At 71.1% G+C, this 26,182-nt stretch carries 28 protein-coding genes; 11 read left to right on the top strand and 17 right to left on the bottom strand.

Features of this window, described 5'->3' with window-relative positions; translation table 11 throughout:
- Positions 1-14: 14 nt before the first annotated feature.
- Positions 15-989: a GlxA family transcriptional regulator gene (locus SACMADRAFT_RS15075; protein WP_009154697.1), complete on the bottom strand. Its 975-nt coding sequence runs from the start codon at positions 987-989 to the stop codon at positions 15-17.
- Positions 990-1,062: 73 nt separating this feature from the next.
- Here SACMADRAFT_RS15075 and SACMADRAFT_RS15070 point away from each other — a divergent pair, with 73 nt between their 5' ends.
- Both SACMADRAFT_RS15070 and SACMADRAFT_RS15065 read left to right on the top strand, forming a co-directional pair.
- A complete protein-coding gene (locus SACMADRAFT_RS15070; protein ID WP_009154696.1) occupies positions 1,063-1,311 on the top strand; it encodes a hypothetical protein in 249 nt (82 codons plus the stop codon).
- A 103-nt stretch (positions 1,312-1,414) separates the two neighbouring features.
- Complete coding sequence (locus tag SACMADRAFT_RS15065) at positions 1,415-2,317, top strand: NAD(P)-dependent oxidoreductase (RefSeq protein WP_009154695.1); 903 nt, start codon at positions 1,415-1,417, stop codon at positions 2,315-2,317.
- 96 nt (positions 2,318-2,413) lie between these two features.
- On the opposite strand, the gene SACMADRAFT_RS15060 is transcribed toward SACMADRAFT_RS15065, so the two are convergent.
- Entirely contained in the window at positions 2,414-3,292 is an 879-nt protein-coding gene (locus tag SACMADRAFT_RS15060) for an AraC family transcriptional regulator (protein WP_009154694.1), read from the bottom strand.
- Positions 3,293-3,399: 107 nt separating this feature from the next.
- On the opposite strand from SACMADRAFT_RS15060, the gene SACMADRAFT_RS15055 reads away from it, so the two are divergent.
- Positions 3,400-3,963 (top strand): LysE family transporter, encoded by a 564-nt coding sequence (locus tag SACMADRAFT_RS15055; protein WP_050998122.1) that lies wholly within the window; start codon positions 3,400-3,402, stop codon positions 3,961-3,963.
- 13 nt (positions 3,964-3,976) lie between these two features.
- Here the strand turns inward: SACMADRAFT_RS15055 and SACMADRAFT_RS15050 are convergent, their stop codons facing one another.
- The 8 genes from SACMADRAFT_RS15050 to SACMADRAFT_RS15015 form a co-directional block, all read right to left on the bottom strand.
- Positions 3,977-4,306 (bottom strand): DUF3040 domain-containing protein, encoded by a 330-nt coding sequence (locus SACMADRAFT_RS15050; RefSeq protein WP_009154692.1) that lies wholly within the window; start codon positions 4,304-4,306, stop codon positions 3,977-3,979.
- A 370-nt stretch (positions 4,307-4,676) separates the two neighbouring features.
- Positions 4,677-5,927, bottom strand: coding sequence for a 2-hydroxyacyl-CoA dehydratase family protein (locus tag SACMADRAFT_RS15045; RefSeq protein ID WP_009154691.1), 1,251 nt, complete (start codon positions 5,925-5,927; stop codon positions 4,677-4,679).
- Positions 5,924-7,045: a 2-hydroxyacyl-CoA dehydratase family protein gene (locus SACMADRAFT_RS15040; protein ID WP_009154690.1), complete on the bottom strand. Its 1,122-nt coding sequence runs from the start codon at positions 7,043-7,045 to the stop codon at positions 5,924-5,926. The genes SACMADRAFT_RS15045 and SACMADRAFT_RS15040 overlap by 4 nt, the downstream gene beginning before the upstream one ends.
- A gap of 31 nt (positions 7,046-7,076) precedes the next feature.
- Positions 7,077-8,315 carry a CaiB/BaiF CoA transferase family protein gene (locus SACMADRAFT_RS15035; RefSeq protein WP_009154689.1) on the bottom strand — a complete coding sequence of 413 codons (1,239 nt, stop codon included), beginning with the start codon at positions 8,313-8,315 and terminating at the stop codon, positions 7,077-7,079.
- A complete protein-coding gene (locus SACMADRAFT_RS15030) occupies positions 8,312-9,454 on the bottom strand; it encodes a CapA family protein (RefSeq protein WP_009154688.1) in 1,143 nt (380 codons plus the stop codon). The genes SACMADRAFT_RS15035 and SACMADRAFT_RS15030 overlap by 4 nt, the downstream gene beginning before the upstream one ends.
- Positions 9,451-10,275 carry an amino acid ABC transporter ATP-binding protein gene (locus tag SACMADRAFT_RS15025; RefSeq protein WP_009154687.1) on the bottom strand — a complete coding sequence of 275 codons (825 nt, stop codon included), beginning with the start codon at positions 10,273-10,275 and terminating at the stop codon, positions 9,451-9,453. Before SACMADRAFT_RS15025 ends, SACMADRAFT_RS15030 begins: the two co-directional genes overlap by 4 nt.
- Complete coding sequence (locus SACMADRAFT_RS15020) at positions 10,272-11,177, bottom strand: amino acid ABC transporter permease (RefSeq protein ID WP_009154686.1); 906 nt, start codon at positions 11,175-11,177, stop codon at positions 10,272-10,274. Before SACMADRAFT_RS15020 ends, SACMADRAFT_RS15025 begins: the two co-directional genes overlap by 4 nt.
- A 22-nt stretch (positions 11,178-11,199) precedes the next feature.
- Positions 11,200-12,123: a transporter substrate-binding domain-containing protein gene (locus SACMADRAFT_RS15015; protein WP_009154685.1), complete on the bottom strand. Its 924-nt coding sequence runs from the start codon at positions 12,121-12,123 to the stop codon at positions 11,200-11,202.
- Positions 12,124-12,351: 228 nt separating this feature from the next.
- Here SACMADRAFT_RS15015 and SACMADRAFT_RS15010 point away from each other — a divergent pair, with 228 nt between their 5' ends.
- On the top strand, positions 12,352-13,359 hold the full coding sequence (locus tag SACMADRAFT_RS15010) for a PaaX family transcriptional regulator (protein WP_009154684.1): 1,008 nt from the start codon (positions 12,352-12,354) through the stop codon (positions 13,357-13,359).
- A gap of 132 nt (positions 13,360-13,491) precedes the next feature.
- On the opposite strand, the gene SACMADRAFT_RS15005 is transcribed toward SACMADRAFT_RS15010, so the two are convergent.
- On the bottom strand, positions 13,492-14,115 hold the full coding sequence (locus SACMADRAFT_RS15005; protein ID WP_009154683.1) for a TetR/AcrR family transcriptional regulator: 624 nt from the start codon (positions 14,113-14,115) through the stop codon (positions 13,492-13,494).
- Between the two features lie 99 nt (positions 14,116-14,214).
- On the opposite strand from SACMADRAFT_RS15005, the gene SACMADRAFT_RS15000 reads away from it, so the two are divergent.
- From SACMADRAFT_RS15000 to SACMADRAFT_RS14985, 4 genes are all read left to right on the top strand, one after another.
- Positions 14,215-15,555: a cytochrome P450 gene (locus tag SACMADRAFT_RS15000; RefSeq protein WP_009154682.1), complete on the top strand. Its 1,341-nt coding sequence runs from the start codon at positions 14,215-14,217 to the stop codon at positions 15,553-15,555.
- Between the two features lie 240 nt (positions 15,556-15,795).
- Positions 15,796-17,166 carry a dihydrolipoyl dehydrogenase family protein gene (locus SACMADRAFT_RS14995; protein ID WP_009154681.1) on the top strand — a complete coding sequence of 457 codons (1,371 nt, stop codon included), beginning with the start codon at positions 15,796-15,798 and terminating at the stop codon, positions 17,164-17,166.
- Entirely contained in the window at positions 17,163-18,380 is a 1,218-nt protein-coding gene (locus SACMADRAFT_RS14990; RefSeq protein WP_009154680.1) for a bifunctional alpha/beta hydrolase/OsmC family protein, read from the top strand. Before SACMADRAFT_RS14995 ends, SACMADRAFT_RS14990 begins: the two co-directional genes overlap by 4 nt.
- Positions 18,381-18,531: 151 nt before the next feature.
- Complete coding sequence (locus SACMADRAFT_RS14985; protein ID WP_040925707.1) at positions 18,532-19,866, top strand: nicotinate phosphoribosyltransferase; 1,335 nt, start codon at positions 18,532-18,534, stop codon at positions 19,864-19,866.
- On the opposite strand, the gene SACMADRAFT_RS14980 is transcribed toward SACMADRAFT_RS14985, so the two are convergent.
- The 5 genes from SACMADRAFT_RS14980 to SACMADRAFT_RS14960 form a co-directional block, all read right to left on the bottom strand.
- Positions 19,863-21,281: an RtcB family protein gene (locus SACMADRAFT_RS14980; RefSeq protein WP_009154678.1), complete on the bottom strand. Its 1,419-nt coding sequence runs from the start codon at positions 21,279-21,281 to the stop codon at positions 19,863-19,865. The genes SACMADRAFT_RS14985 and SACMADRAFT_RS14980 overlap by 4 nt on opposite strands.
- Before the next feature lie 7 nt (positions 21,282-21,288).
- Positions 21,289-21,714, bottom strand: coding sequence for an archease (locus SACMADRAFT_RS14975; RefSeq protein WP_009154677.1), 426 nt, complete (start codon positions 21,712-21,714; stop codon positions 21,289-21,291).
- On the bottom strand, positions 21,711-21,974 hold the full coding sequence (locus SACMADRAFT_RS14970) for a hypothetical protein (RefSeq protein ID WP_009154676.1): 264 nt from the start codon (positions 21,972-21,974) through the stop codon (positions 21,711-21,713). The genes SACMADRAFT_RS14975 and SACMADRAFT_RS14970 overlap by 4 nt, the downstream gene beginning before the upstream one ends.
- 79 nt (positions 21,975-22,053) lie before the next feature.
- Entirely contained in the window at positions 22,054-22,695 is a 642-nt protein-coding gene (locus SACMADRAFT_RS14965; RefSeq protein WP_009154675.1) for a protein-L-isoaspartate(D-aspartate) O-methyltransferase, read from the bottom strand.
- A gap of 119 nt (positions 22,696-22,814) precedes the next feature.
- Positions 22,815-23,267, bottom strand: coding sequence for a mycothiol transferase (locus tag SACMADRAFT_RS14960; RefSeq protein ID WP_009154674.1), 453 nt, complete (start codon positions 23,265-23,267; stop codon positions 22,815-22,817).
- A gap of 77 nt (positions 23,268-23,344) precedes the next feature.
- On the opposite strand from SACMADRAFT_RS14960, the gene SACMADRAFT_RS14955 reads away from it, so the two are divergent.
- From SACMADRAFT_RS14955 to SACMADRAFT_RS14945, 3 genes are all read left to right on the top strand, one after another.
- Complete coding sequence (locus SACMADRAFT_RS14955) at positions 23,345-23,779, top strand: VOC family protein (protein ID WP_009154673.1); 435 nt, start codon at positions 23,345-23,347, stop codon at positions 23,777-23,779.
- A gap of 178 nt (positions 23,780-23,957) precedes the next feature.
- On the top strand, positions 23,958-25,010 hold the full coding sequence (locus SACMADRAFT_RS14950; protein WP_009154672.1) for a uroporphyrinogen decarboxylase family protein: 1,053 nt from the start codon (positions 23,958-23,960) through the stop codon (positions 25,008-25,010).
- A 40-nt stretch (positions 25,011-25,050) separates the two neighbouring features.
- Complete coding sequence (locus tag SACMADRAFT_RS14945; RefSeq protein WP_040926453.1) at positions 25,051-25,392, top strand: MmcQ/YjbR family DNA-binding protein; 342 nt, start codon at positions 25,051-25,053, stop codon at positions 25,390-25,392.
- A gap of 92 nt (positions 25,393-25,484) precedes the next feature.
- Here SACMADRAFT_RS14945 and SACMADRAFT_RS14940 read toward each other — a convergent pair whose 3' ends face one another.
- Entirely contained in the window at positions 25,485-26,141 is a 657-nt protein-coding gene (locus SACMADRAFT_RS14940; RefSeq protein WP_009154670.1) for a TetR/AcrR family transcriptional regulator, read from the bottom strand.
- Between the last annotated feature and the right edge of the window lie 41 nt (positions 26,142-26,182).

Genomic DNA, 26,182 nt, shown 5'->3' with positions numbered 1-26,182 from the left:
CGGCCGCTGCCGGGTCATGCCGAAGCGGCGGTGCCGTGCCATGCCGCGAACCGCGAGCGGTAGCGCTTCGGTGAAATGCCGACCTCCTGGGTGAAGGCGGTTCGAAACGTCACCGGCGACCCGAAGCCCACCTCGGAGGAGATGCGGTCCACCGTCAGGTCCGTGGCCTCGAGCAGTTTCTTGGCCGCAGCGATCCGTTCCGCGGCGACCCAGCGCATCGGCGTGGTGCCGACGTCCTGCTCGAACCGCCGGGCGAGGGTGCGGGGCGAGAGGTTCGCCGCTCGTCCCAGTTCGGTCAGCGTCAGCGGCCTGCGAAGGTTCTCGCGCAGCCAGGCGCGGAGGTTGTCCAACCAGGCGGCGCGATCCTCGAGCGGCTCCGCTCGCACGTACTGTGCCTGGTCACCGTCACGGTGGGCGGCGACCACGAGGTAGCGGGCCGTGTTGTTCGCGGCGCGCTCCCCGTGGTCGCGCCGGATCAGGTGCAGGCACAGGTCGAGGCCCGCTGCCGAGCCCGCACTGGTGAAGATGCCGTTGTCCTCCACATAGATGGCACGTGCGTCGACCTCGACCTCGGGGTACATCCGCTGCAGCAGCGCGGCATGCCGCCAGTGGGTGGTGGCCCGACGGCCGTCGAGCAGGCCGGCCTCGGCGAGCGCGAACGTGCCGGTGCACAGCGCCACCATGCGGGCACCCCGGTCGGCGGCGCGCCGCAACTCGCGGACCAGCCGGGAGCCGACCGGCCGCTCCGGCGGCACCGCGGGCACGAGCACCGTGTCGCCCTCGGCCAGGGCGCTCAGCGGCGACTGCGGTGCCAGCCGCGCGCCGGTGTAGGTGCGAACGCCGCGCATGTCGCCGCACAACGTCACGTCGTACAGCGGGCCGTGATCGGGGTCCCAGACGTAGCCCAGCGCCTCCAGCGGCATGCCGATCTCGAACAGGGTCATGCCGTCGATGAGCGGGATCGTGATCGTCGGGCGCCGTGCAGCCATGATGGCAAAATCCTATCAGTTTGCGTCAATCTTGCCGCTCCCGCGGAAGCGCGTCGGTTGCGACTCTTGAGCCATGTACTTCGACGACTTCATCGCACGACAGATCCTCAAGACCGACGACCCGGTTTCGCGATACGGCGCCCGGCTTCCGATCCGGCGCCTGCTGCGCACCCTGTGGAGCGGCGCCCGAGGGATGGCCTGGGGCATCGACGCGTTCTCCAGCGTGTGGCACGGAATCGACGTGCCTGCCGACCACGGTGCCCGCAGCCGAGCCCCGTCGGTGCCATGCCGGCACCGGCCTCCATGGGGCGGTCGACGGTAGCGGCATCGCTGCCCGGTTCGGTCAGCATCGCCGCACAACCGTTCAAGACCTCCCGCGCTCCTCGCCGCTACAACGGACACCGCCCGCTCGGCGAAGGAGTGCGATGGTCACGGATGCGGTACGGCTGGGTTTCGCGGGGTTGGGTGTGATGGGGCAGCCGATGGCGCTCAACCTGGCCCGTGCGGGGTTACCACTGGTGGTGTGGAACCGCACCGCCGCCCGTTGTGACCCGGTGGTCGCCGAGGGCGCCTGCCGCGCCGCGGATGCCCGCGAACTCTTCGAGCTGGCCGACGTGGTCCTGCTGATGCTCGCCGACGAGGCCGCGGTCGACGCGGTGCTGGCGCGCGGTACGGCCGGATTCGGCCCGCGGGTGCGCGGGCGCACGGTGGTGCACATGGGCACGGTGTCCTCCGGCTACTCCAGCGAACTCGCCGCCGACATCACGGAGGCGGGCGGCGCCTACGTCGAGGCTCCGGTCTCCGGTTCGCGCGGTCCGGCTCGGGCGGGGCAACTGGTGGCGATGCTCGCGGGCCACGACGCCGATGTGGCCAGGGTCCGTCCGCTGCTGGCACCGCTGTGCTCGGCGACGTTCGACTGCGGCGCGGTACCCGGCGCGCTGTTGATGAAGTTCGCGGTGAACCTGTTCCTGATCACCATGGTCACCGGGCTCACCGAGGCGTTCCACTTCGCCCAGGGACATCGGCTCGACCTGTCGGCGCTGGAGCGCATCCTCGATGCGGGTCCGATGGCGTCGACGGTGTCGCGGACCAAGGCGGGCAAGCTCGTGGCCGGTGACTTCTCGGTGCAGGCCTCGATCAGTGACGTGCTGAAGAACGCCCGACTGATCGCGGAGTCGGCGCGCGCGGCGGGCTTGGCGGCGCCACTGCTTGAGGTCTGCCACGCTCTTTACGGCGAGACGGCGGACCTCGGCCACGGCGAGTTGGACATGGCGGCCGTGCTCAGGGCCGTCCAGGACCGCACCAGGCGTGGCGACACCGGGGCGTGATCCGTTCCCGAGCTGCCTTCCCGGGCAGGGGGTGCAGAACTCGCGGTCCAGGGCGGGGGACTCGCGGGCAGGAGCGGGGGACTCGCGGGTCGTCGATCAGTCCGGATTGCTTCGGGTTGCCGCTACCCACGCCGAGGGCGTGAGCCCGTAGGTGCGCTTGAACATCCGCGTGAGGTGGCTCTGGTCGGCGAACCCCGCCAACACCGCCACCTCGCTCAACCCGTGCCCGGCGAGCATCAGCGCCCGTGCCCTGTCGAGCCTGCGCATCGTGCGGAACCGGGTGGGGCTGGTGCCGAACGCCGCACGGAACTGCCTGGCGATGGTCCAGCGGTCCAGCCCGGCGACGCGCTCCAACTCGCCGACGGGATGCTGGGTCGTCGGGTCGTCGAGCAGCACCGAGCGGACCCGCCGCATCGCGGGCAGGTCGAGCGAGGTGCGCCGGGGTCGGGCGGGTTTCGCGTGGCGGGCGAGTACGTCGGCGACGGCGGAGGTGATCTCCGCGGCCTGTAGTTCGTCGAGTGAGTCGTCGATGTCGGCCAGGTAGGCCCCGAGCCGGGAGCCGGTGCCCGCGTCGCGGAGCACGGGTTCGGCCACGAACGGCAGCGGGCGGCCCCCGAGGGCGTCCTGGATCAGCGCAGGGTCGAGATAGACGATTCGATAGCCGAACCCCTGCTGCGTCCCGGGTGCGCCGTCGTGCGGTTCATCGGGATGCAGTACGTGCCATTCCCCGGGCAGGCAGTACTGTTGCTCGCCGCGATAGCGAAACGTCTGCACACCGCTGACCGTCACCCCGATGGCATAGGTGTCGTGGCGATGCGGGGCGAACGCCTCGCCCAGCAACATGGCCTCGAGCCGCTCGATCCCGGCGGCCCCACCTCCGAACCGCAGCCTGCGGCCCTGCTTCGGCGCGGACGGCAGGTGGTGACACAACGATTCAAGACCACCGGTGTCGCACCGCCCTACGTTCACCCGCATCGGCCGAGCCTATCGGCCCGGGGACAGCGAGGTGGGTGATGCGGGTGGTTTCGGACGTTTCCGCGACGTTGGGACCGTATGTGTCTCTCGTGGCGAGCGGTCTTGCCGTGACGGGTAGCCCCGGGCCCGCGACGGTCGGTGCGGCGGCGACGGCCGCCGCGTTCGGGCTTCGGCGCTCGGTGCCCTATCTGCTCGGCAGCATGGCGGGAACCACGCTGGCGCTCCTCGCCGTCGCGGCAGGGCTGGCTTCGGTGGTGCTCACCCAGCCGGAACTGGGGACGGTGCTGACGGCCGCCGCTGTCGCCTACCTGGTGTGGCTGGCATGGAAGATCGCGACCGCGCCACCACTCGCCGCAGGCGAGCACGAGACGCGTGCCAGGCCCACCGCGGTGCAGGGTGTCGTGGTCGGTGTGGCCAACCCCAAGGCCTACGCCGCACTCGGTGCGCTGTTGGCTTCGCACCGGCTCGGCCTGCCCGTCGGCGCCGAGGCGGTGGCCGAGACGACGGTGCTGGCTGTGCTGATCGTGGTCGTCCACCTTGGCTGGGCGGCAGCGGGCGGCTGGTTGGCCAGGGTTTCTGCGCGCCCTCGGGTGGCGCGCGCGGTCAACCTGGTGCTGGCCGCGGCGCTGCTCGCCGCCACGGTGCCGCTGCTGCTCGGCCTGCGGGCGTGAGGTGGTCGGCGAGTCAGGCGGGGGAGGGCGTGCAACGCGGGCAGTGGTTCTGCGCCGCGGACACGACGTGGTGGCAATCGGGGTGGTAGTAGCGTCTGGAAGCCCACAGGACGGGTCCAGCGGTGCCCGCACCGATGACGAGCAGGCCGGGAAGCACCCAGCCGAAAACCAGCAGCGCCAGCCCGGCTCCGACCGCGGCCAGGATCAACAACGTGAGCCAGATCGACGTGGTGTGCTCGGTGCGGTCGACGTTCGCGAGTACGTGAGCCAGTCGCGGGTCTTCGGTTCGCAGGTTCCGTTCGAGTTCGAACAGCGCATGCCGTTCCTGTTCGTTCAGCGGCACGGCCGACCGCCCGTGAATGGTGCGAAGAGATCGGGCACGGGCAACTTCTCCTTCGGGGCCACGCGGCTGAGGGGATTGCCGAACATCCTGCTCAGCGGCCCGGCCTTGGTGCAATGACCACGGTCACAAAAGTCACTAGATCTTTTTCGAAGAATTGTCGCTGAGTGTACCGAAATTGTCGCTGGCTGAATTGTTCTTCAGCGTCGCGATTCCCGGTGGGCAGTGCGGAACTCGCGGTCGGCAGTGCGAAACTCGGAGTCGGCAGTGCAGAACTCGCGGTCCGGAGTGGGGGACTCGCGGGCGGGAGCGGGGGACTCGCGGTGCGTTGCTGGCGGCGGGCTGAGTGTCCGGTGTGGACTGTGTGCACCGGTCAGCCGCGCGGCAGTATCCGGTGCTCCAGCCAGTCGGCCACCGCGTCGGTGAGGGCGGCGGGATCGGTGCCGCGGGCGTCGACGTTGTCGGCATGTACCTCCAACACCGGAATGCCCGCCGCCTCCAGCGCGCCGGTGGTGAAGTAGCTGCCCCTCGCGTCGTCGGAAACCAGGTGCACGACGCCGTCCACACCGTGCAGCCTTGCCTCCTTCACGTACCACTGCGCCGACCACGGCGGCGTGTACAACTGGTCGGAGAACGCGGCGAAGCGGGCCGCCAGCGCCCGCAGCGGGTCGTCGCCGTATCGCAGGTAGCCGTCGGCGGCGATCGCCAGGTACATCGACCACACGAACACCGCACCGTGGCTTTCCTGGAACCGCCGGTAGAAGTCCAGGTCGAACCACAGGCCACGGCCGATCCACATCAGCCGCGCCCGCTCGTCCCGGCACACGGCGGTCCCGTCGGCCACCCGCCGCGTCACCTCGTCGTGCAACGCGCGTGCCGCGTCCCGTGCCCAGGTGGTGCCCCGGTGCCACTGCGGAACCATCACGCTGGGGATGCTGTCGGTCACGGTGAGCGGGCACGGGCGGGCCCTGGCGATCAGGTCGCGGGTTCGCCGGTTCCACTCCTGCTGCTCGTTCACAAGGTCCATGACCTGGGCGAACCTGGTGGCGGAGAACACCAGGCCGGTGGTCTGTTCCAGGAACCGGATCAGCCCTTCCAACTCGCCGACGAGCAGGTCGAGCCGGTCGCTGCCGATGGCCTCCTCCCACCGCCGCGGCATCAGCTCCCACCAGTGCACCGGCACGTCGTTCTCCGCGGCGCTCTCCAGCGCGAAGAAGGTCGTCCCCGGTTGCTCGTCCCAGATGTCGAAGATCTTGCGGGAGGCGTCACCCGTCGTCTCGGCGAGCACGATCGACGGTTGCGGCAGCCCACCCCACGGTGCGGAATCCGGGGCCGGATCGAACACCGAGGCCAGCGAGGTCGAGCTGTACTGCTCGACGTAGTCGGGGTAACCCCGTTGCCGCAGCAGCGCGAGGTAGTCCTGGGTGCGGCCCTTCGCGGCGACGATCGAGGCCCACCACTGGTTGACGACGTAGGGGATGCCCATCGCACGAAGGATCTCCTGCGGCGCGTCGGCGTTGACGAGCGCGAAACGCTCGCCGGCCTCGACCCGCCGTCGCAGCTCGGCGAACCACTGCCGCTGGTAGGTCGTCGCCGCGCGTGCGGTGTCCAGTCGTGCGCTCACCGAGCCACCTCCTCGGTCACGCGCAGCCGCGCCGCGACCGCTCTCGCGTCGATGTCGAGTGCGCCGTAGGGCTGGCGCTCCAGCGACACGGCGGGCAGTCCGGTGGCCGCCCGCTGTGCGGGAAAGTCCCACGGCGGGCCGTCGTCGTGGCGGCGGGCGTAGCACAGCAGCGCGCGGGCACCGCAGGCCGAGGCGGCCTCGGCCGTGTGCGCGGCACGCCGCCGGATGGACGCCCGCGCCGCCGACGGCCCGTTGTGCTGGTATCGCTCCGCGAGCGCCAACTCGGTGCTGCCGCCCACCCGGCGGTGGAAGAGCAGATCGCCCCAGTCGTGGTCCTCTCCGACGATCAGCAGTCCGGCCGCTTCCAGTGCCGCGTAGACGTCGGGGGAGTCGTGGGAGCTTCCGGTCAGGAACACGCGGTGACCCTCGGCCTCGGGCAGCGACCCCGCCTCGGCCAGCAGGCGTTGCAGCAGTTCTGTGGCGCGTTCGACGGGCAGCGCGGTGGTGGCGGCAACCACCGACAGCGCCTGGGTCCCCGTCAGCCGTGCTGGCTGCCGCCTTCGCAGCCGCGCCACCTCGGTGAGCAGGTCGCGCAGCCGGTCGTGGGCGACGACGGCCCGCGTGAGATCGGCATCGGCGATGGCATGCCCGACCCAGCCTTCCAGGGTCGCCCGCAGCTGCCGCACCTTCGCCAGCACGTACCGCGTGGTGGTGTGGTGCGGCAGGTGCAGCACGTCGACCAGCTGCACCGGTGGCAGGGCCGTGGCAGGCTCGATCCGGCGCAACTCCCGGACCGCGTAGAACAGTCGCAGCGACGCCTCGCAGTCGCGGGAGACGACCAGCCCGTCGAGCTGCCCGTAGTCGCCCGCCAGCAGCCGCGACAGGATCGACCTGACGGCCGGGTCGAGCCCGCGACCCAGGTACCGCTCGCCCGCGCCGTCGTCGGCACGCGGCGACCCCGCCAGCCGCAGCGGCAGCACCCCAGCGGCCGTCAGCAGCTCCACCGGCACGTCGGCACCGACGTAGCCCACCACCGGTTTCGCCGCCGCGCGCCACTCGCGGGCGGCGGCCGTGCGGTCTTCGGCATGGCCTGTCAGCGCCATCAGCGCAGCGGACATCGTGCTCCTCTCCGTAGCGGCCGGCAACGCCTCAGATCACCGCTTCGGCGGCGAGCTCGCACAGCTGTTCCTCGCTGTAGCCCAGCCGCCCCCGGTACACCGCGTCGTTGTGCTCGCCGAGTGCCGGTGCGGGCCGGTCGAATCCCGCTCGCGCGGAGGAGAACCGGATGGGGACTCCGGTCGCCGCCAGGTCGCCGACCTGGCCGTAGCGCGGATGCGTCACCGGCACGACCTCCTCCCGCTCACGGACGAGCGGATCGCGCACGGCGTCGCGAGGTTCACGCACCCGCGCGGCGGGGACCCCCTGCTCCGTCAACGCGTGCAGCACCTCGGCGACCGGTCGGTCCCGGCACCACAGCCGGATCAGCTCGTGTAGCTCGTCGGCGTGCGCGACGCGCTGGTCCCTGCTGCGGAAGCGATCGTCGTCGATCAACTCCGCGCGGCCCATCGCGCGCAGCACGCCGTGCGCGAAGGCGTCGGTGGGCGCGCACAACGCGAGGTGGCCGTCCGCGGCGGGCAGGATGCCGAACGGCGCCAGCCTCGGCACCGTCGAGCCGGTCCGCAGCGGCAGGCCCACAGCCTCGAAGGCGTCGAACGGCTCGCACGCCACCAGTGAGGTCAGCGCACCCAACATCGAGACGTCCACGTGCTGGCCCTCGCCGGTGTGCTCGGCCTGCAGCAACGCCGACACCGTGCCGATGACGGCGAACAGCGGCGCGAGCATGTCGGCGACGGGCAGCCCGAACCGCACCGGCCCCTCGTCCGGCTCGCCCGCGGTCAGCATCACCCCGGACAGCGCCTGGATGATCGAGTCCATGGCCTTGCCCGACCCGGGGCCACCCTGCGCGCCGAAGCCACTGATCGAGGTGTAGACGATCCCGGGGTTGATGCGGCGGACGGTTTCGTAGTCGATGCCGAGCCGCCGGGTGACCCCGGGGCTGTAGTTCTCCACGACGACGTCGGCGTCGCGCACCAGGTCCGCGAACACCGCCTGCGCGCGGGGGTTCTTCAGATCGAGCGTGACGCTGAGCTTGTTGCGACCGCGCACCAGCATGGACACCGACATGTCGTCGTCCGCCTGCCTGGTCAGCGAGAGTCCGGACCGGCCGACGTAGGGTGCGTTGTCGCGGGAGGAATCTCCGCCGGTGGCCGGGTTCTCGACCTTGATCACCGTCGCGCCGAGCCCGGCGAGCAGCAGGGTCGCGTACGGCCCCGCGAGTGCGGTGGTGAGGTCGATGACGGTACGGCCCGCGAGGGGCTGGTCGGTCATGCTGTCCTTTCTTCGCTGTGCAGGTCGATCACCGCGTCGGCGCCTCGGAGCACGAACCGTCCGTTCAGCCCCGCCGCGCGGGTGATCCGCTCCACGTAACCCGCGACGCGTTCGCCGGTGACGCCGTCACCGCACGGCACGGGCCGTCCCGACTCGTCGATCCAGCACGGCGTGAACCCCGCCTCGACGAGACCGGATGCGTCGAAGCGGCACCATGCGATCGCGGTGTTGCGGCTTTGCGGGTGGAACGGGTACCAGGGCATGTCCGGGTCCGGCGCGAAGCCGTACAGCTCCTTGCGCCGCTTGGCCCAGTCCCGCAGTTCCGCCGAGGACTCGCCGTTGCCGGGGGTGAGGGCACGGGTGACGGTGACGAAGTTGCCGAGTCCGTGGAAGATCGGCCTACCGCGATAGGTCTCGACGCCGCGCATGATGTGTGCGTGGTGACCGAACACCGCGTCGGCCCCGGCGTCGACCGCGGCGCGGGCCACCGGGCTCTCGTACATCGCGAGCGTCGCCGGGGTGTGCCCGACACCCTTGTGCAGCGACACGAGCACGACGTCGGCCTTTCGACGAAGCCTGCGCACGTCCTCGGCCATCGCGGCGAGGCTGTCGGGATCGGCGAAGGTGTAGACCTTCGGCGGCCCTCCCGGGCTGGCGTGGTCCAGCTCGTAGTGGGTCAGCACGTGAACGTAGGCGCAGCCCGCCTTGCGGCTGGTCGCCCACGACTCCCTCGGGCCGACACAGTTGTAGGAAAGCACCCCCACCCGCAGCCCACCGCGTTCGACGAGTGCGGGGGTGCGTGCCTGTGCGAGGTCGCCGCCGGTTCCCGTGGTGGCCAGCCCGGCGGCACGGGCGTGCGCGACGGTGTCGATGATGCCCGGCTCGCCCGCGTCGTAGCTGTGGTTGCCCGCGAGGGTGACGACGTCGAAACCGGCTTCCGCGAGGGCGGACAGTGCCGCGGGGTCCGCGGGCGGTGCCGGGACGTCGGTGCTGTGCTGTGCGGTCGTGGTGGAGTGCGGCACCTCGACGTGGCCGACCGTCACGTCGGCAGCGCGCAGCAGTTCGGCGGCAGGTGCGAGGAACGAGTAGGGATCGGGCTCGTCGAGGATGAGATCGCCCACCGAAGCGACAGTGATCATGAAATACTCTCCACATCGGACACCTTGGCGCCGGCGTTGTGCCTGGCGAGGAACGAGCGCAGCCTCGCGGTACCCGGATTGGCGAACAGCTCTCGCGGTGGTCCGGATTCCACGACCCGCCCCGACTCCATGAACACGCAGCGGTCGGCCACCTCGCGGGCGAAAGCCATCTCGTGGGTCACCACGATCATCGTCATGCCGTCTGCCGCCAGCCCGCGCATCACGCCGAGCACTTCCTCCACCAGTTCCGGATCGAGGGCACTGGTGGGTTCGTCGAACAGCACGATCCTCGGCCTGGTGGCGACGGCACGGCAGATCGCGACCCGCTGCTGCTGGCCGCCGGACAGCTGCCGGGGGTAGTTGTCGGCGCGGTCGCCGAGTCCGACGCGTTCGAGCAACGCGCGGGCGTCGCGTTCGGCCTCGGCGACGGAGCGGCCGTGAACCCGAACCGGTGCCTCCGTGATGTTGCGCAGCACGGTGAAATGCGGAAACAGATTGAACTGCTGGAACACCATGCTCATCCGGCGGCGCTGTGCCGCTACCCGACGTTGCGGCAGCGGTCGCAGCGTTGCGCCGTGCCGTTCGTGGCCGAGTAGTTCGCCGTCCAGGTAGATGGCGCCGGCGTCGATCGTCTCGAGTTGGTGCACGCAGCGGATCAGGGTGGATTTGCCGGACCCGGACGGGCCGATGACGACGACGACCTCGCCTTCGCGTACCTCGAGATCGACGTCGTCGAGCGCGCGCAGGTCGCCGAAGGTCTTGTGAACACCCCGCACTCGCAGCGTGGGTTCGCAGGCGGGCGAAGCGCTTACTCCGCTCATCCGGAAACTCCGTCCGATGTGGTCGGGCGGCGACGTGTGACGGCGCCGCTGGTGTGGCCTCGGGAGAAGTGCCGTTCGAGCCGACGCTGGCCGATGGTCAGCAGGGTTACCACGGTCAGGTACCACAGGCACGCGACGATCAGCAGCGGGACGATCTGGTAGGTGCGGTTGTAGATCACCTGCACCGAGTGCAGCAGATCCTCCATCGCGATCACCGACACCAGTGCGGTCCCCTTCAACACGCTGATGAACTGGCTGCCGCTCGGCGGGATGATGACGCGCATCGCCTGCGGCAGCACCACCCGCAGGAACGTCTGGGCCGGTGTGAAACCCATCGCCCGCGCGGCGTCCCGCTGGCCGGGGTCGACGCCGAGCAGGCCGCCCCTGATGATCTCGGCGAGATACGCCGACTCCACCAGTGACAGCCCGATGACGGCCGTGGTGAGCGGCGTGATGACCTGGTTGGCGTCCCAGGAGGCGAACTGCGGTCCGAACGGGATGCCGATGGACAGCCTGGGCAGCAGGTAGGCGAGGTTGAACCAGAAGATGAGCTGTACCAGCGGCGGGATGCCGCGAAAGACCCCGACGTAGGCGGTGGCGGCCCAGCGAAGCGGTGCGAAGTCGCTGAGCTGGGCCAGTGCCAGCAGGGCGCCGACCAGCGAGCCGATCGCCATGGCCGCCACGGCGAGCAGCACGGTGGTGGCCAGTCCGGAAAGGACCGCGGGATCGAACAGGTACCGCGCCACGACGTCCCACTCGAAGCGCGGGTTGCCGACGAGGAACCACAGCAACTGTGCGGTGAGGACCGCCAGCGTGACACCAGCCACCCAGCGCCACGGACGTACGCGGCGCCGGGCGGTTGCGACGTCGTCGATCCCCTCGGACGGGGTGACCGTCGTCATGAGCCTGCTCAACTCCGGCCCCTCAGCGGCCCTGGGTGGTGGCGACGTTGAGCAGCGGCTGCTCCACCATTACGTCGGTGAGTCCCCAGTGCCGCATGATCTCGCGGTACCGCCCGTTGGCGAACAGTTCCTGGAAAGCCTTGTGCAGCACCGGGCCCAGTTCACTGTCCTTGGGCACGAACAGCGCGAGGTGGTCGCTGGTGGCTCCCTGCTCGTCGGTCTGGGTGACGTAGGTGAAGGCGTCCTGCTGTTCCTTGGTGACGTCGATGGCGGCAGCCTGCGTCATGCCCGCGGCGTCCGCGCGGCCGGACCGGGTCGCGAGGATGGTGGCGTTGGTGTCGTCGAGCCCGATGGTCTCGGCGGGTTGCTTCCCGTTGTCCTGGCAGTACCGGGACAACTTGGTCAGCTGCTCCTCGACGATGCTGGCCTTGACCACGGCCACCCGCTTGCCACACAGGTCGCCTGCTGACTCGATGCCCGAGGAGGGGCCCGTGGGGACGACGTAGGACGTCCGGGTCGTCATCCAGGTGATCGTGTCGAACTGCTGCTCGCGCTCCTCGGTGGCCTTGACGGGGCCGTTGAAGGCGTCGTAGCGGCCGCTGAGCATGCCCTGCAGTGCCGCGGGCAGGCCGCTGACGATCACGGTCTCGGTGCGCACGCCGAGCACCTCACCGAGCGCGTCCTGGAAGTCCTTGTCGATGCCGGTCACGGTCTTGCCGTCCGGCCCGACCGTGCGGTAAGGCGGGTGGGAGTCACCCGCGAACCGCAGCACCCCGGCGTCCTTGACGGACTGGGGCAGTTCGTCGTGCAGCGCGGAGCTGCCGGGTCCCGCGGCAGGGCCGTCCGGTGAATCCGCTGGGTCGGACGAGGCGCCGCAGGCGGTGGCGAGCAGTGCGGCCGAGGCGACGATCGCGAGGATGCGATGACGTGGGGACGGGTGACGCATGGCGATGCTTCTCCCTGCGTTGGGCCTGTGCCAGGCGTGAGTGTCGGTGGCCCGGGTCGCCATGGTGCTCGGCGTCCGGTTGTCGAAGATGGCGACGAGCGTCGCACGAACTGTCGTCTTTTTCAAGAGCCGGGTCCGGGGGTCGGGTTGTGTTGAGTGCGACAGGTCGGTGTCCGGTCGTGTCCGTATGCTGTTGCCTGCTGGGAGCCGAACGGAGGCGAAGGTGCGATGACAACCGACGGTGAGCTCCCGCGCGGGCAGAACGGGGCGGAGCCGCAGCTACTGCTGACCTCGCTGCTCGGCGACTTCTGGTACTGGCGCGACGAGCACATCCCGGCCACGGCGCTGGTCCGGTTGCTCGCCGACTTCGACGTCACCCCGGACGGTGCGCGTGCCGCCATGCGCAGGCTGGCGGCACGCGGGTTGCTGAGCACTTCTCGCAGCGGGCGCACCACGGCCTACGGAATCCCGCCGCGCACCGCCGAGGTCATCATCGAACGAACCCACCGCATGCTGACGTTCGGCTCGTCGGCCCCGGAATGGGACGGCCGTTGGACGGTGGTGGCCTTCTCGGTACCCGAGCAGGAACGCAGTGTGCGGACCGCGCTGCGCTCCCGGTTGCGGGCACTGCGCTTCGCCGCGCTCTACGACGGCGTCTGGGTGTCGCCGCACGACACCGCTCAGCAGGCGCTCGACCTGCTGAGCGAGCTGGGGGTGGACACCGCGACGGTGCTGCGCTCCACCGAGGTGCCCGGCTGCCCGCGAAGGGGGAGTCCGCGCGAAGTCTTCGACCTCACCGCGCTCGCGGCGGAGTACCGTGCCTTCGCCGACCGGTACGAACCGCTGTTGCAGCGGCTGGAGGCAGGGCTGATCGGTCCGGCGCAGGCGCTGCGGACGCGCACCGAGTTGCGGGTGGACTGGCGGCGGTTTCCCGAGACCGACCCGGACCTGCCCGCCGAGTTGCTGCCGAAGGAGTGGGCCCGCCCGCGCGCGCAGCGGGTGTTCGTGCGCATCTACGACCGGCTGGGCCCACTCGCGGAGATCCGGTTCCGCCAGATCCTCGCCACGGTTGCACCCGAACTGGCCGAACTGGCCTGCCATCACGACTCCGCCACGGTCGCCAAGCTCTACGCCGGGCTCGGTGATCGCCGCGCGCACGGTGACACCCCGTTCGAACAGGCCGCCGAGGCCAGAAGGCTGGAGGAGGTGGCCCGGCAGACCCGAAGCCGAGGCTGACCCCTCCCGTCCGCGAGTCCCCCGCTCCCGTCCGCGAGTCCCCCGCTCCCGTCCGCGAGTTCTGCGCTGCTGCCTGCGAGTTCGCCCTTCGGCGTGCTGGGGCGCAACGGCTCACGGGCCGACGGTGCGCCGCTACCGGGCGGCGGTCGATCGGGGTTCGAGCAGCGCGATCGAGGCCTGCACGGCGAGGTCGTGCACCTCGCCGATGTCTCCACCGTCCTCGACGGTGCTCGCCAGCAACTCACGCAGGCCACCGATCAACAGGATCGCCAGCGGCCGGGGCAGCGGCCCGACACCGGCCGCGCGCAGTTCCTCGGTGTCGCACAGCCGCTGGATCATGGTCACGAACGCGTCCGTCATCTCCCGCTGCAACTCACGTGCCGCGGAGCCCAGCGATGGCAGGTCCCTGATCCAGCTCACCGTGAGCGCCGGGGCGGACTCCGCGGCCGCGATCCAGGCGCTGACAGCCTGCCTGATCTGGGTCTGCCAGCCCGCGTCCGGGTTCACCGCGGAGGAAATCTGCCGGATCATCTCGGAGTTGGCGTCGCTGAGCAGTGCGACGTAGCAGGCCTCCTTGTCCGAGAAGTGCTCGTAGAAGGTCCGCCGCGACGTGCGTGCGCCGCGGACGATGTCGGCGACCGTGGTCGCTCGGTAACCGTCTCGCGCGATGCAGGTCGCGAGCGCGTCGAGCAGGCGGCGGCGGAATCCGCTACCCGCATCGTCCGGCACCGTGCTCGTGGTGGTCACCGTGGTCATCCCCGCACCTCGTTGCCTGAAGGCCCTTGCCGGTCATGGTACATCGGCGTACCGTACGGCTGGTACGTTCGCGTACCAGGCCAGAAGGGGGCCACCTCGATGCCGACCGTGCGACTGCCACCGGGGCCCGCGTTGCCTCGCGTCCTGCAAGGGGCCTTCGCGGTCGCCGCACCGCTGCGCGGGGTTCGCGTGCTGCGGCACCGCCACGGTGACGCCTTCACCGTCAACGTGCCGATCTTCGGCAGGGCCGTCGTCATCAGCAGCCCCGCCGAGATCAAGCAGCTGTTCACCGCGGGCGCGCAAGACGTGGGCAACCTGGAACGCAACCTGGGACGGGTACTCGGCCCGGGTTCGCTGTTCGCACTGTCCGGTGAGGAACACCGCAGGCAACGCAGGCTGCTGGTGCCGCCCTTCCACGGCCGCAGGCTCGTCGCCTACGAACGCATCGTCGAGGACGAGACGGTGCGCGAGCTGGCGGACTGGCCGCAGGGCCGGGCGTTTCCCACGCTGCCGTCGATGATGCGCATCACGCTCAACGTCATCCTCCGAGCGGTGTTCGGAGCCGAGGGTGCCGAGCTGCACCGGCTTCGCGCGCTGCTGCCACCGTTCGTCCGGCTCGGGTCCTGGCTGGCCGTGGCGCCGGTGCCGGTTCTCGGTGCCGGTCGCTGGACCCCGTGGGGGAGGTTTCGGCGACTGCGCCGTGACTACGACACGATCGTCGACCGGCTCGTCGACAGGGCCGAGCGCGCGAACCTGGACGCGCGCGACGACATCCTCGCGCTGCTGCTGCAGGCCCGCCACGACGACGGCACGCCGCTGAGCCGCGCCGACATCGCCGACCACCTGCTGACGCTGCTCACCGCCGGGCACGAGACCACGGCCACCACGCTCGCCTGGGCGGTCGAGCGGCTTCGCCGCCACCCGGCCGTCCTCGACCGGCTGATCGACGAGGTCGACGCGGGCGGCAGCGAGTTCAGGCAGGCGACCATCACCGAGGTGCAGCGCACGCGTCCGGTGATCGATCTCGTGGGCAGGCAGATCCTGACCGACGGTTACCAGCTCGGCCGCTGGCAGCTGCCGAAAGGATGCTCGGTGCTGGTCAGCATCTCGCTCATCCACGAGGACGAGTCACTGTTTCGCAACGCGCGCGCCTTCCACCCCGACCGGTTCCTGGACACCAAACCCGACCTGTACCAGTGGATCCCGTTCGGCGGCGGCACCCGCCGCTGCCTCGGCGCCGCCTTCGCCAACCTGGAGATGCACGTGGTGCTGCGCACCATGCTGCGGCAGTTCACACTCGCGCCCACCGGTGAGCGGGGTGAGCGGTGGCGCTCCCGCGGTGTCGCGGGCGCGCCAGGTGACGGCGGGCGGGCGATCGTTCACCGCAGGACGCCCGCCGGCGCACCTCACCGTGCCACGGCGCCGGGTGCGCGGGCATGACCGAGCCCGGGCACGCGGCTGTGTCCGTCGCCGTCCGTCGCCGTCCGTCGCCGGGAGCCGTCGGGAGCCGTCGGGAGCCGGTGGGAGCCGGTGGGAGCCGGTGGGCCGGAGGCGTAGCCGCACGTCCCGCCACGGTGGCGACTTCGTCGGGGTGCACACGTTCGCCGGACCCGCGTAGCCGCACGGCCCAGGCCCGCGATCGTCGGTAGGGTCGGGTGGCGACACGAGGAGCGAGGTGACATGGCCGAGGATGCCGACGTCGTCGTACTCGGAATGGGCCCTGGCGGGGAGGCGCTCGCGAGCAGGCTGGCCACGGCGGGGCTCACCGTCGTCGGTATCGACGAGCGGCTGCTGGGCGGCGAATGCCCCTACTACGGGTGTGTCCCGACCAAGATGATGATCCGCGCGGCGGGCAGCCTCGCGGAGGCCCGCCGCGTCCCGGTGCTCGCCGGAGACAGCCGGGTGGTCGCCGACTACACGCCGGTGGCCCGCCGTATCCGGGAAGAGGCCACCGACGACTGGGACGACCAGGTGGCAGTCGACCGGTTCACGCGTGCAGGCGGCCGGTTCGTGCGTGGCACCGGCAGGCTCACCGGCCCCCGCACGGTGCGGGTAGGCGGACGCGAGTTCAGGGCATCGAAGGCGGTGGTGCTCAACACCGGCACCGCGCCGTCGGCTCCGCCGGTGCCCGGACTATCCGACACTCCGTACTGGACCAACCGGGACGCCGTGACCGTGTACACCGTGCCGGAGTCGCTCGTCGTGCTGGGCTCCGGCGCGGTCGGCCTGGAACTGGCACAGACGTTCGCCCGGTTCGGCGCGATGGTGAGCGTGGTGGAGGTCGCCGATCGGATCCTGCCGCAGGAGGAACCGCAGGCCGCCGAGGTGCTCGCCGACGTGTTGAGCTCGGAGGGACTCTCGCTGCACACCTCGGCCGCCGCGGAGCACGTCGGCCACGACGGCACGGACTTCACCGTCCGGCTTCCCGACACCCGGCTGCGAGCGCGGCGGCTGCTCGTCGCCACCGGCAGGCGTGCCGACCTGGAAGCGGTCGGGCTCGCGGAGCTCGGGCTCGACACCACGCGCGGATTCGTCGAGCCCGACGAGCGGATGCGGATCGCCGACGGCGTCTACGCCATCGGCGACATGACCGGCAAGGGTGCGTTCACGCACGTGTCGATGTACCAGGCCGACATCGCCGCCCGCGACATCCTCGGTGAGCCGGGCCCGCCCGCGCGCTACCACGCCGTTCCCCGGGTGACGTTCACCGATCCCGAGGTCGGCGCTGTCGGGCTCACCGAGCGGCAGGCCAGGCAACAGGGGCTTTTGGTGCGCACCGCGGTGGCGCGGTTGCCGGAGTCCTCCCGCGGCTGGATTCACAAGGCGGGCAACGAAGGTCTGGTGAAGCTGGTCGAGGACGCGCGGCGTGGTGTGCTGGTCGGCGCCACCTCGGTCGGTCCGTGCGGCGGCGAGGTGCTGTCCGGTCTCGCGCTGGCCGTGCACGCCGAGGTCCCGGTGGAAACGCTTCGCCGGATGATCTACGCCTACCCGACGTTTCACCGGGCGACCGAACACGCGCTCGCCGAACTCGACCGGGAGCCGCGACCATGACGGGCAGCGAACGCCTCGAGTTCACCGGTGCGACCGGCGCCCCGCTGGCGGCCCGGCTCGAACTGCCCGGTTCGCGGCCGAGGGCCTACGCGCTGTTCGCGCACTGCTTCACCTGCGGCAAGGACGCGGTGGCCGCCACCCGGATCTCCAGGTCGCTCACCGAGTTCGGGATCGCCGTGCTGCGCTTCGACTTCACCGGCCTCGGCGGTTCCGGTGGCGACTTCGCCAACACCGACTTCAGCTCCAACATCGAGGACGTGGTGCGCGCGGCCGACCACCTGCGGGCCACCCGCGCGGCGCCGACTCTCCTGATCGGACATTCGCTCGGTGGTGCTGCCGTGCTGGCGGCCGCCGGGCAGGTGCCGGAGGTCAAGGCGGTCGCCACCATCGCGGCCCCGGCCGACCCGGCGCATGTCGTCGAACTGCTGGGGCCGGTCAGCGAGGAGATCCAGCGGCGCGGCGAGGCCGAGGTGTCGCTGGCGGGGCGTTCGTTTCGCATCCGGCGCGGCTTCCTCGACGACATCGCCTGCCAGCCGCAGGCCGAGCGCATCGCCGGGCTCGGGGCGGCGCTGCTGGTACTGCACTCGCCCGCCGACGACATCGTGGGGGTCGACAACGCGCGGCGCATCTTCGAGGCGGCGAGGCACCCGAAGTCGTTCGTCGCCGTCGACGGGGCCGACCACCTGCTCACCCGCTCCGACGACGCCGACTACGTCGCCTCGCTGCTGGCCGCGTGGGCGAGCCGCTACGTGTTCGAACGCGGCACCGCGACCGGGCAACCGCCCGCGGAGGGTCTGGTGACGGTCGCCGAGACCGGCGACGGCCCGTTCGCCCAGCGGATAGTGGCGGGCAGGCACGTGCTGGCAGCCGACGAGCCGAGGCCGATCGGTGCCGACACCGGGCCGTCGCCGTACGATCTGCTGCTGGCCGCGCTGGGCTCGTGCACGTCCATGACCCTGCGGATGTACGCCACCCGCAAGCGGTGGCCGCTGGAACGGGTGAGCGTGGCGCTGCGGCACTGGCGCAGCCATGCCAAGGACTGCGTGCACTGCGAGACCCGCACCGGCATGGTCGAGCACATCGAACGGGTGATCCGGATAGAGGGCGAGCTCGATGCCGCGCAGCGGCAGCGGCTGCTGGAGATCGCCGACAAATGCCCGGTACACCGCACGTTGCGCTCCCAGGTCGCCGTCGACACCGTCGAGGACAGCTGAACCGCCGGGCGCGGGGGCAGGGTCACGTGGCAGCGCGGCTCGACGAGCACTGCGCCCTGCCGGTCCCGGACCTGCGGCAGGGCCGAAAGACCCCCGCGAGACCGTCCGGTCAGCTCCACCGGCGATGCGGGGGAGTTCCTACGGTCACGGCATGACGGCTCTGCACACCGACCTCTACGAGGTCCGGATGGCGGCGAGTTACCTGCGGCGCGGGATGACCGAGCCCGCCACGTTCAGCCTGTTCGCCCGCAAACTTCCCCGCGATCGAGGCTTCCTCGTCGCCGCGGGGCTCGCCGACTGCCTCGACTTCCTGCGGACCTTCCGGTTCGACGCCGCCGAGCTGGCCTACCTCGGGCAAGAGGTGGGACTGCCGGACTCGGACCTGGCCGCGCTGGCGGGATTGCGGTTCGACGGTGAGGTGTGGGCGGTGCCGGAGGGGCGGGTGGTGTTCGCGGGGGAGCCGCTGCTGGAGGTGACCGCACCGCTGCCGCAGGCGCAACTGGTGGAGACCGCGTTGCTGAACTACGTCACCTTCCAGTCGGCGGTGGCGACCAAGGCCGCACGCTGCCGGATCGCGGCGCCGGATGCCGACCTGGTCGACTTCGCGGCACGCCGCACGCACGGCCTGGAATCGGCGAGGGCGATGGCGAGGGTGTCGGCCATGGTGGGGTTCGCGGGCACGAGCAACGTGGCCGCGGCCGAGGAGTTCGGCCTGCGGCCGCTCGGCACCATGGCGCACTCCTACGTGCAGGCCTTTCCCACCGAGCACGAGTCCTTCCTTGCCTTCGGCACCGACTTTCCCGACGCGGCGGTGTTCCTTGTGGACACCTACGACACGCAGCGCGGAGTGCGAACCGCGATCGAGGCCACCGCCGAACTCGGGCTGGCGCAGGAGCGGGTGGGGGTGCGGCTGGACTCCGGTGATCTCGCCGAACTGGCCGTGCTCGCCAGGCGCCTGCTGGACGAGGCGGGGATGCCCGACGCACGCATCGTCGGAAGCGGTGGCCTCGACGAGTACGCGCTGGAGGCGCTGACCGCCGCGGGCGCCCCGATAGACGCGTACGGGGTCGGCACGAAGATCGGCGTGTCGGCCGACGCTCCTTCGCTGGACAGCGCCTACAAGCTGGTGGAGTACGCGGGGCGGCCGGTGCTCAAGCTGTCGCCGGGCAAGGCCACGGCCCCCGCCGCGAAACAGGTCTTTCGGGGCGGGCCTGGCGAGCCGGACGTGCTGGCGCTGCGCGAGGAGGAGCCGCGGCGAGGCGCGGAGCCGCTGCTGGTGCCCGCGCAGCGCGCCGGGACGCCGCGGCCGGGTGTGGATTCGCTGGACGCGGCCCGGCGGCGGTTCGAGCGCGACCTGGCGTGGTTGCCGGAGGCCGCGCGACGACTGCGGGCCCCCGAACCCGTCACCGTCACCCGGTCGGCCGCGCTGCGGGAGTTGACCGATCGGCTGACGGCCGACCACGTCGCGGCACGACCGCCGCGCTAGCCCTTCACCACGCCCAGCGGGGCCAGCCTGGCCACCTTGCGGCCCAGTCCGGCACCCTCGCTGGCCTCGACGACCGCGGTGATGTCCTTGTAGGCACCGGGCGCCTCCTCGGCCAGCCCCTTCCACGACGTGCCGCGCACCGCGATGCCGCGCGACTCCAACTCCTGTCGAAGCGCCCGCCCGTCGACTCCGCGGGCCGCCGCATGCCTGCCCCTGGTGCGGCCCGCGCCGTGGCAGGTCGAGTGGAACGCCGGTGAGCCAGCCACGCCCGCGAGCACGTAGGACGCCGTGCCCATCGTGCCGGGGATCAGGGTCGGCTGGCCTGTGTTCGCCAGGTCGGCGGGTAGCCGCGGATGCCGCGGTGGCAGTGCTCTGGTGGCGCCCTTGCGGTGCACGCACAACCTGCGGGCCCGGCCGTTCACCTCGTGCGTCTCGATGGTGGCGAGGTTGTGGGAAACGTCGTAGACCAGGTCCAGCCCGCCGCCGAGGTGGGACTCGAACGCGCGGCGCGCGGTCTCGGTGAGCAGTTGCCGGTTGGCCCTGGCGTAGTTCGTGGCTGCGGCGAGCGCGCGCAGGTAGTCACCACCCTCGCGTGACACGACCGGCGCGCACGCCAGTTGCCGGTCAGGCACCTGGATGTCGTATCGCGACATCACCCGTTCCATCGCGCGCACGTAGTCGGTGCACACCTGGTGGCCGAGGCCGCGGGAACCACAGTGGATCATCACGCACACCTGGTCGCGGCGCAGCCCGAAGGCCGCCGCGGCGGTGTCGTCGTAGATCTCCTCGACCGCCTGGACCTCGAGGAAGTGGTTGCCGGAGCCGAGACTGCCCACCTGGCCGAGGCCCCGCTCGAAGGCCCGCCTGCTGACGAGTGACGGGTCGGCGTCCTCGACGCGGCCGCCGTCCTCGCAGCGGTCCAGGTCGCGGGCGACGCCGTGGCCGGAGTCCACCGCGTATCCGGCGCCGCCGGTCAGCACCCGCTCCAGCTGTCCCGGCCCGGTCAGCCGCCACACGCTGCCCCGATACATGCCACGTGGCACGGTGCGGCCGAGCGTGTCCATCAGCGCGGCCAGCCGCGAGCCCAGCTCGGCCCGGTGGACAGCCGAGGCCAGCAGCCGCACCCCGCAGGAGATGTCGAAGCCAACCCCGCCGGGTGAGACGACCCCGCCTGCCTCGATGTCGGTGGCGGCCACCCCGCCGATCGGGAAGCCGTATCCCCAGTGCACGTCCGGCATCGCGTAGGAGGCGGCCACGATGCCCGGCAGTGTCGCGACGTTGGCCACCTGTTCCAGCGACCGGTCCTCCTGGGCGCTGGGTAGCAACTCCCTGGAGGCGAACACGATGCCGGGGACCCGCATCGCGCCGTGTACGGGCATCCGGAAGCGGTAAGGGGTCTCTTCGACGATCTCCACGGTGTCCTCACACGTCGATGGTCACCGAACACGACCAGCCGTCGGCGTGCGGTGCGATCCGCAACTCGTGCAGTGATACGGCCTTGGGCACCGAGCCTGTCGAGACCACGGCGGCGGAGTCGACCATGCGAAACCGCACCCGAACCCCCTTCGCCGTGGGCGATACCTCGGTGGCGACGGGCAGTTCGCCGCGGGTCTCCATCCGGTAGATCACCTCGTCCAGCACGCCGACGAGCAGGTCTTCGTCCCGCTCACCCGCCACCGCGCACTCCACGGTGGTGTCCGGTGACGGCAGCTGCGCGTCGGCGAAGCTGTCCACCATGCCGTGCACCGCCTCGGCGATGCAGCGTTGCCTGGTCGGTGCCCACGCCTCGATACGCAGGTCCGCGGTGTGCGCCACGGACCGGTGGCCCGCGCCCGGGCGGGCGGTCACGACCCGCCCGCCTCCCGCAGCACGGTCAGCAGCACCTCGGCGCGCTGGCGGGCACGCTCGGCGTCCTCGCACTTCACGGCTGTGCGGACCTCGCGCATGGCGGCCTGCACCCGGGTGCGGTACTCGGCGCCCAGCGTGTCGTCCAGTGCTGCGACGGTGCGGGCCGCGGCCGCGCACACGGCATCGGCGTCGTGCAGCTTCTGGGCGCGCTGCATGCGCAGTTCCTGCGTGCTCCGACCGTGGTGCACTTCCTGGGTCATGTGGGTCTCCTCCCGCGTCGTGAGCCGGGGCCGCCTCGCACACTCGCGCGCGGCGACGGGTGTCTGGCAGGGGCGAAAGTCACCGCGGACCGGGGAAGCCGTACTTGCCGTGCAGCCGGACGAACCGGGCAGGCACCAGTACCCGCTGCCGGACCAGTCCGGATTCGGTTCGCTCGAAGGCGACCACGTCCTCCTGGCCACCACTTCCGATGGGCTGCACGAGTCGGCCCCCCACCCGCAGTTGCTCGATCAGCGGCCGCGGCACCTCCGGGAACGCCGCCGAGACGAGGATCGCGTCGTAGGGCGCGTGTTCGGGTACTCCGCCGCTGCCGTCCCCGGTGAGCAGGGTGACCCGCCCGATGCCCCGCGCCCGCAGGTTCCGCCGCGCCTGCTCGGTGAGGTCGGGCCACCATTCGACGGTGACGACGTCCGCCGCGAGGCGAGCCAGCAGCGCCGTTTGGAAGCCGAGCCCGGTGCCGATCTCCAGGACGTGCTCGTCGCCGGTGAGCCCTAGCCCCTCGATCATCCGCGCCGACAGTGATGGCTGCGTGGTGACCTGGTCGTGCGCGATGGGGATGGGAACGTCGGCGTAGGCGTCGTCGACCGCGTCGGGCGGCACGAAAGCGGCTCGCGGTGTCGCACGTACGGCATCGAGCACCCGCTCGTCGCCGACCCCGCTCTCGCGCGCGGCGCTCACCAGAGCTTGCGGGGAGGAGTCCATCTCACCTCGCCATTCGCGCTGCTTTCCACCCCAACTGTGCGCCCAATTGTGCGCGGCACCCTGCTCGAGCACCGGGTGCGGCGCGGCCGGTAACCCCATCGGGTGGTCGCGGCGGGCGTTCAGCGCACCAGATCGCGTGTGATCTCCAGTTGACCGTGGTGCTGCGCGAGTTCCTCGTAGACGTGCAGCAACGCGCCGCCCTGGGTCAGCCCTTGCCCCGCGAAGTAGTGGCCGGGCCGTGGTTCGTGCCGCAGCGGCGCGGCGGGGTCGGCGGCGGCGACGTCGGCGCGGAGTTGCCGCTTGGCCCGCGCCATGCGGTCCAGCAGGCCGTTGACCGGACCGGAGGCCTTGAACTCCGCCTCGCGGTCGCGGTGCACGGTGCGGCCGGCCACCAGGTGGCCTGCCCAGTACTCCAGCACGCCGAGGCAGTGGTTGACGATCGCGTAGGCGGAGTTGGCTCCGGGCAGGTCGGGGCGCCGGTTGGCGCGATCGTCGCCGAGCGCGGCCAGGATGTCGGCCATGCCGTCCAGTGCACGGTCGGCGAAGTACAGGTACTCCTCATCGCTGATCACGATCGAGATCGTCTCACCCCGAACCGACAGCGGCAGCCGCAGTCCCGGTACGGCGCATGCGTCGTTAGGGTGTCCCGATGGTGTCGATCAAGCAGTTCCAGGTCACCTTCGACTGCGCGGAACCCGAGCGTGTCGCCCGGTTCTGGTGCGAGGTGTTGGGCTACGTCGTGCCTGCTGCGCCGGAGGGGTTCGCTACCTGGAGCGATTTCGAACGCACGTTGCCTGCCGAGCAGCGGGGTGCGTCGTTCGCGTGCGTCGATCCCTCCGGTGTCGGCCCGAGGCTGTACTTCCAGCGCGTTCCCGAAGGCAAGGTGGTCAAGAACCGGCTGCATCTCGACGTGCGGGTCGGCACCGGGCTGGTGGGTGAGCAGCGGGTGGCCGCTCTCGAGGCCGAGTGCTCACGGCTGGTCGCGCTCGGCGCGAAGCGCGTGCGACTGCTGCTCGCCGACGGCGAGAACGAGTCGTGCCTGGTGATGCAGGACGTCGAGGGCAACGAGTTCTGCCTCGACTGAGGCCGCGAAGCTGGCTGCTCGCCGCCCGCTGCGAGAGTCTGTTGTGGACGGACTTCGCTCCGGTGGTGCCGGTGTGCTTGACGGTGCGCCACGGCCCGGCCAGACTGGGCGCGACCGCATGCCGGACAAGTGTCCGCAAAAATGGCAGTCCGGCGGGAAGCCTCAGCGAGGAGTGCTCATGACCGTGCCGACACCGTTGCCGTTGCTGCCGACCTCGCTGGTGGGCAGCTACGCGCAGCCGGACTGGCTGATCGACCGGGCCCGGCTCGCGGACCGCTTCCCGCCGAGAGTGCGAGCGAGGGAGCTGTGGCGGGTCGCTGCGGAGTTCCTCGCCGAGGCCCAGGACGACGCCACGGTGGTGGCCGTGCGGGCGCAGGAGGAGGCCGGGCTCGACATCGTCACCGACGGCGAGATCCGCAGGGAAAGCTACTCCAACCACTTCGCCACCGCGCTGGAGGGCGTCGACGTCGACAATCCCGGCACGGCGCTGGACCGCAGCGGCCATCCGAACCCGGTTCCGCGCATCGTCGGACCGATCCGCCGCACGCGCCCGGTGCAGGTGGCAGACCTGCGCTTCCTTCGTGCGCACACCGACCGGTCGATCAAGATGACCGTTCCCGGCCCGTTCACGATGTCGCAGCAGGCGCAAAACGACTACTACCCCGACGACGCCTCGGCCGCGATGGCCTACGCGGAGGCGGTCAACGCCGAGGTGGCGGATCTGTTCGAGGCGGGCGCCGACGTGGTGCAACTCGACGAGCCGTACCTGCAGGCGCGGCCGGCCGCCGCCCGGGATTACGGGCTGGCCGCGCTCGACGCCGCGCTCGCGGGAATCACCGGCACCACCGCAGTGCACCTGTGTTTCGGCTACGCGGCGATCATCCACGAGCGACCGGAGGGCTACTCGTTCCTGCCCGAGCTGGCGGGCTGCCCGGTGGATCAGATCTCCATCGAGACCGCACAGTCCAACCTGGACCTCGGCGTGCTCGCCGACCTCTCCGACAAGACGGTCATCCTCGGGGTGCTTGACCTGTCCACCCCCGCGGTGGAAACCGTCGAGGTGGTGGCCGATCGCGCCCGCAGGGCCTTCGACCGGCATTCGCCGCGGCAACTCGTGCTCGCCCCGGACTGCGGCATGAAGTACCTGCCCCGGCCCGCCGCGGAGGGCAAGCTGCGTGCCTTGGCGGGCGCCGCGGCGCTGTTGCGGGAGGAACTGGGCTCGCTCGACTGACCGGCGTCGCGATGTCGGTGGTGGCCGGACAATGGTGGGCATGGGAGTGTCCAGCACGCAGTGGCTTCGGATCGTGGCAGGTCTGGCGGAGGTCGAGCGCACCGAGTTGCCCGACTACACGGCGTTCGACGTGCGTGGCAAACGGTTCGGCTACCACTGGCCGAGGACCGAGACGGTGGGGTTGAAACAGCCGCTGTCGGAGCAGGTCGCGCTGGTGTCCGAACGGCCGGAGGTGTTCCAGCCCCAGTTCACGGCGGGCGGGTTCGGCTGGGTGGTGGTGCACTTGGACGGGATCGAGTCCGACGAGCTGACCGAACTGGTGTACGAGGCATGGCGACTGTCGGCTCCCGGCGTGCTGGTGGCGCAGTACCCGTTCCCGTAGCACCCGTAGCACCCGTAGCACCCGTAGCACCCGTAGCACCCGTAGCCCCGTAGCCCCGTAGCGGTGGCCGCCGAAGGTCTTCCGGCGACTCTTCAGGATCCGTTGCCGGGGCGCGGGTCTGCCGTCGCCTCGGGTTCGGTTCGGTACGACGCCGTCGCGGCGAGGCCGCTCCACAACAGGTCCATCGCGGTGTCGACGGCCTCGGCGCGGGTCAGCCCGCCGTGCTTTCGGCGCCACTCGACGGCCCGGGTGAGGGCTCCGATCAGCATCTCGACCAGCAGCGCCGCCCGCCGGCCGTCCGGATCGATGTCGCCGGCGCGCAGGTCGTCGGCCAGCAGCCGGGTCACGGCGTGGTTGAGGGACACCGCGACGTCGTTCCATGCCGCGTCGATGTCGGGGTCGCCGTGCGTGGCGTTGACGAAGAGCATGCGCCAGGCGTTCGGGTAGCGCTCGGCGAAGCGGAACACCGCGTCGGTCGTCGCCAGCATGCGTTCGGACTTGCTGCCCTCACCCGTGATTCGCGCGGCGATGAAGCCGAGGAACGTGGCTCGCTGCTCCTCCAACACCGCGAGGAACAGTGCCTTCTTCGAGGCGAAATGGTCGTAGAGCACCGCGCGAGTGACCCCGGACAGCCGGGCGATATCGCCCATACCGGTGGCGCCGTACCCGCCCGAGGCGAACGCGTCGAGCGCGGCGGCGACGATGTTCGCCCTGCGCGCGGGTGCCTTGAGTCGAGGCTGGACCGACATAGGTGAAGGTTATCAAGGCATCCTCGGTTGCACTGCCTTGC

This window comes from Saccharomonospora marina XMU15 (assembly GCF_000244955.1).
GTDB lineage: Bacteria > Actinomycetota > Actinomycetes > Mycobacteriales > Pseudonocardiaceae > Saccharomonospora_A > Saccharomonospora_A marina.
Note: the sequence above shows the minus strand (reverse complement) of the source record. Positions and strands in the feature narration are given on the sequence as shown.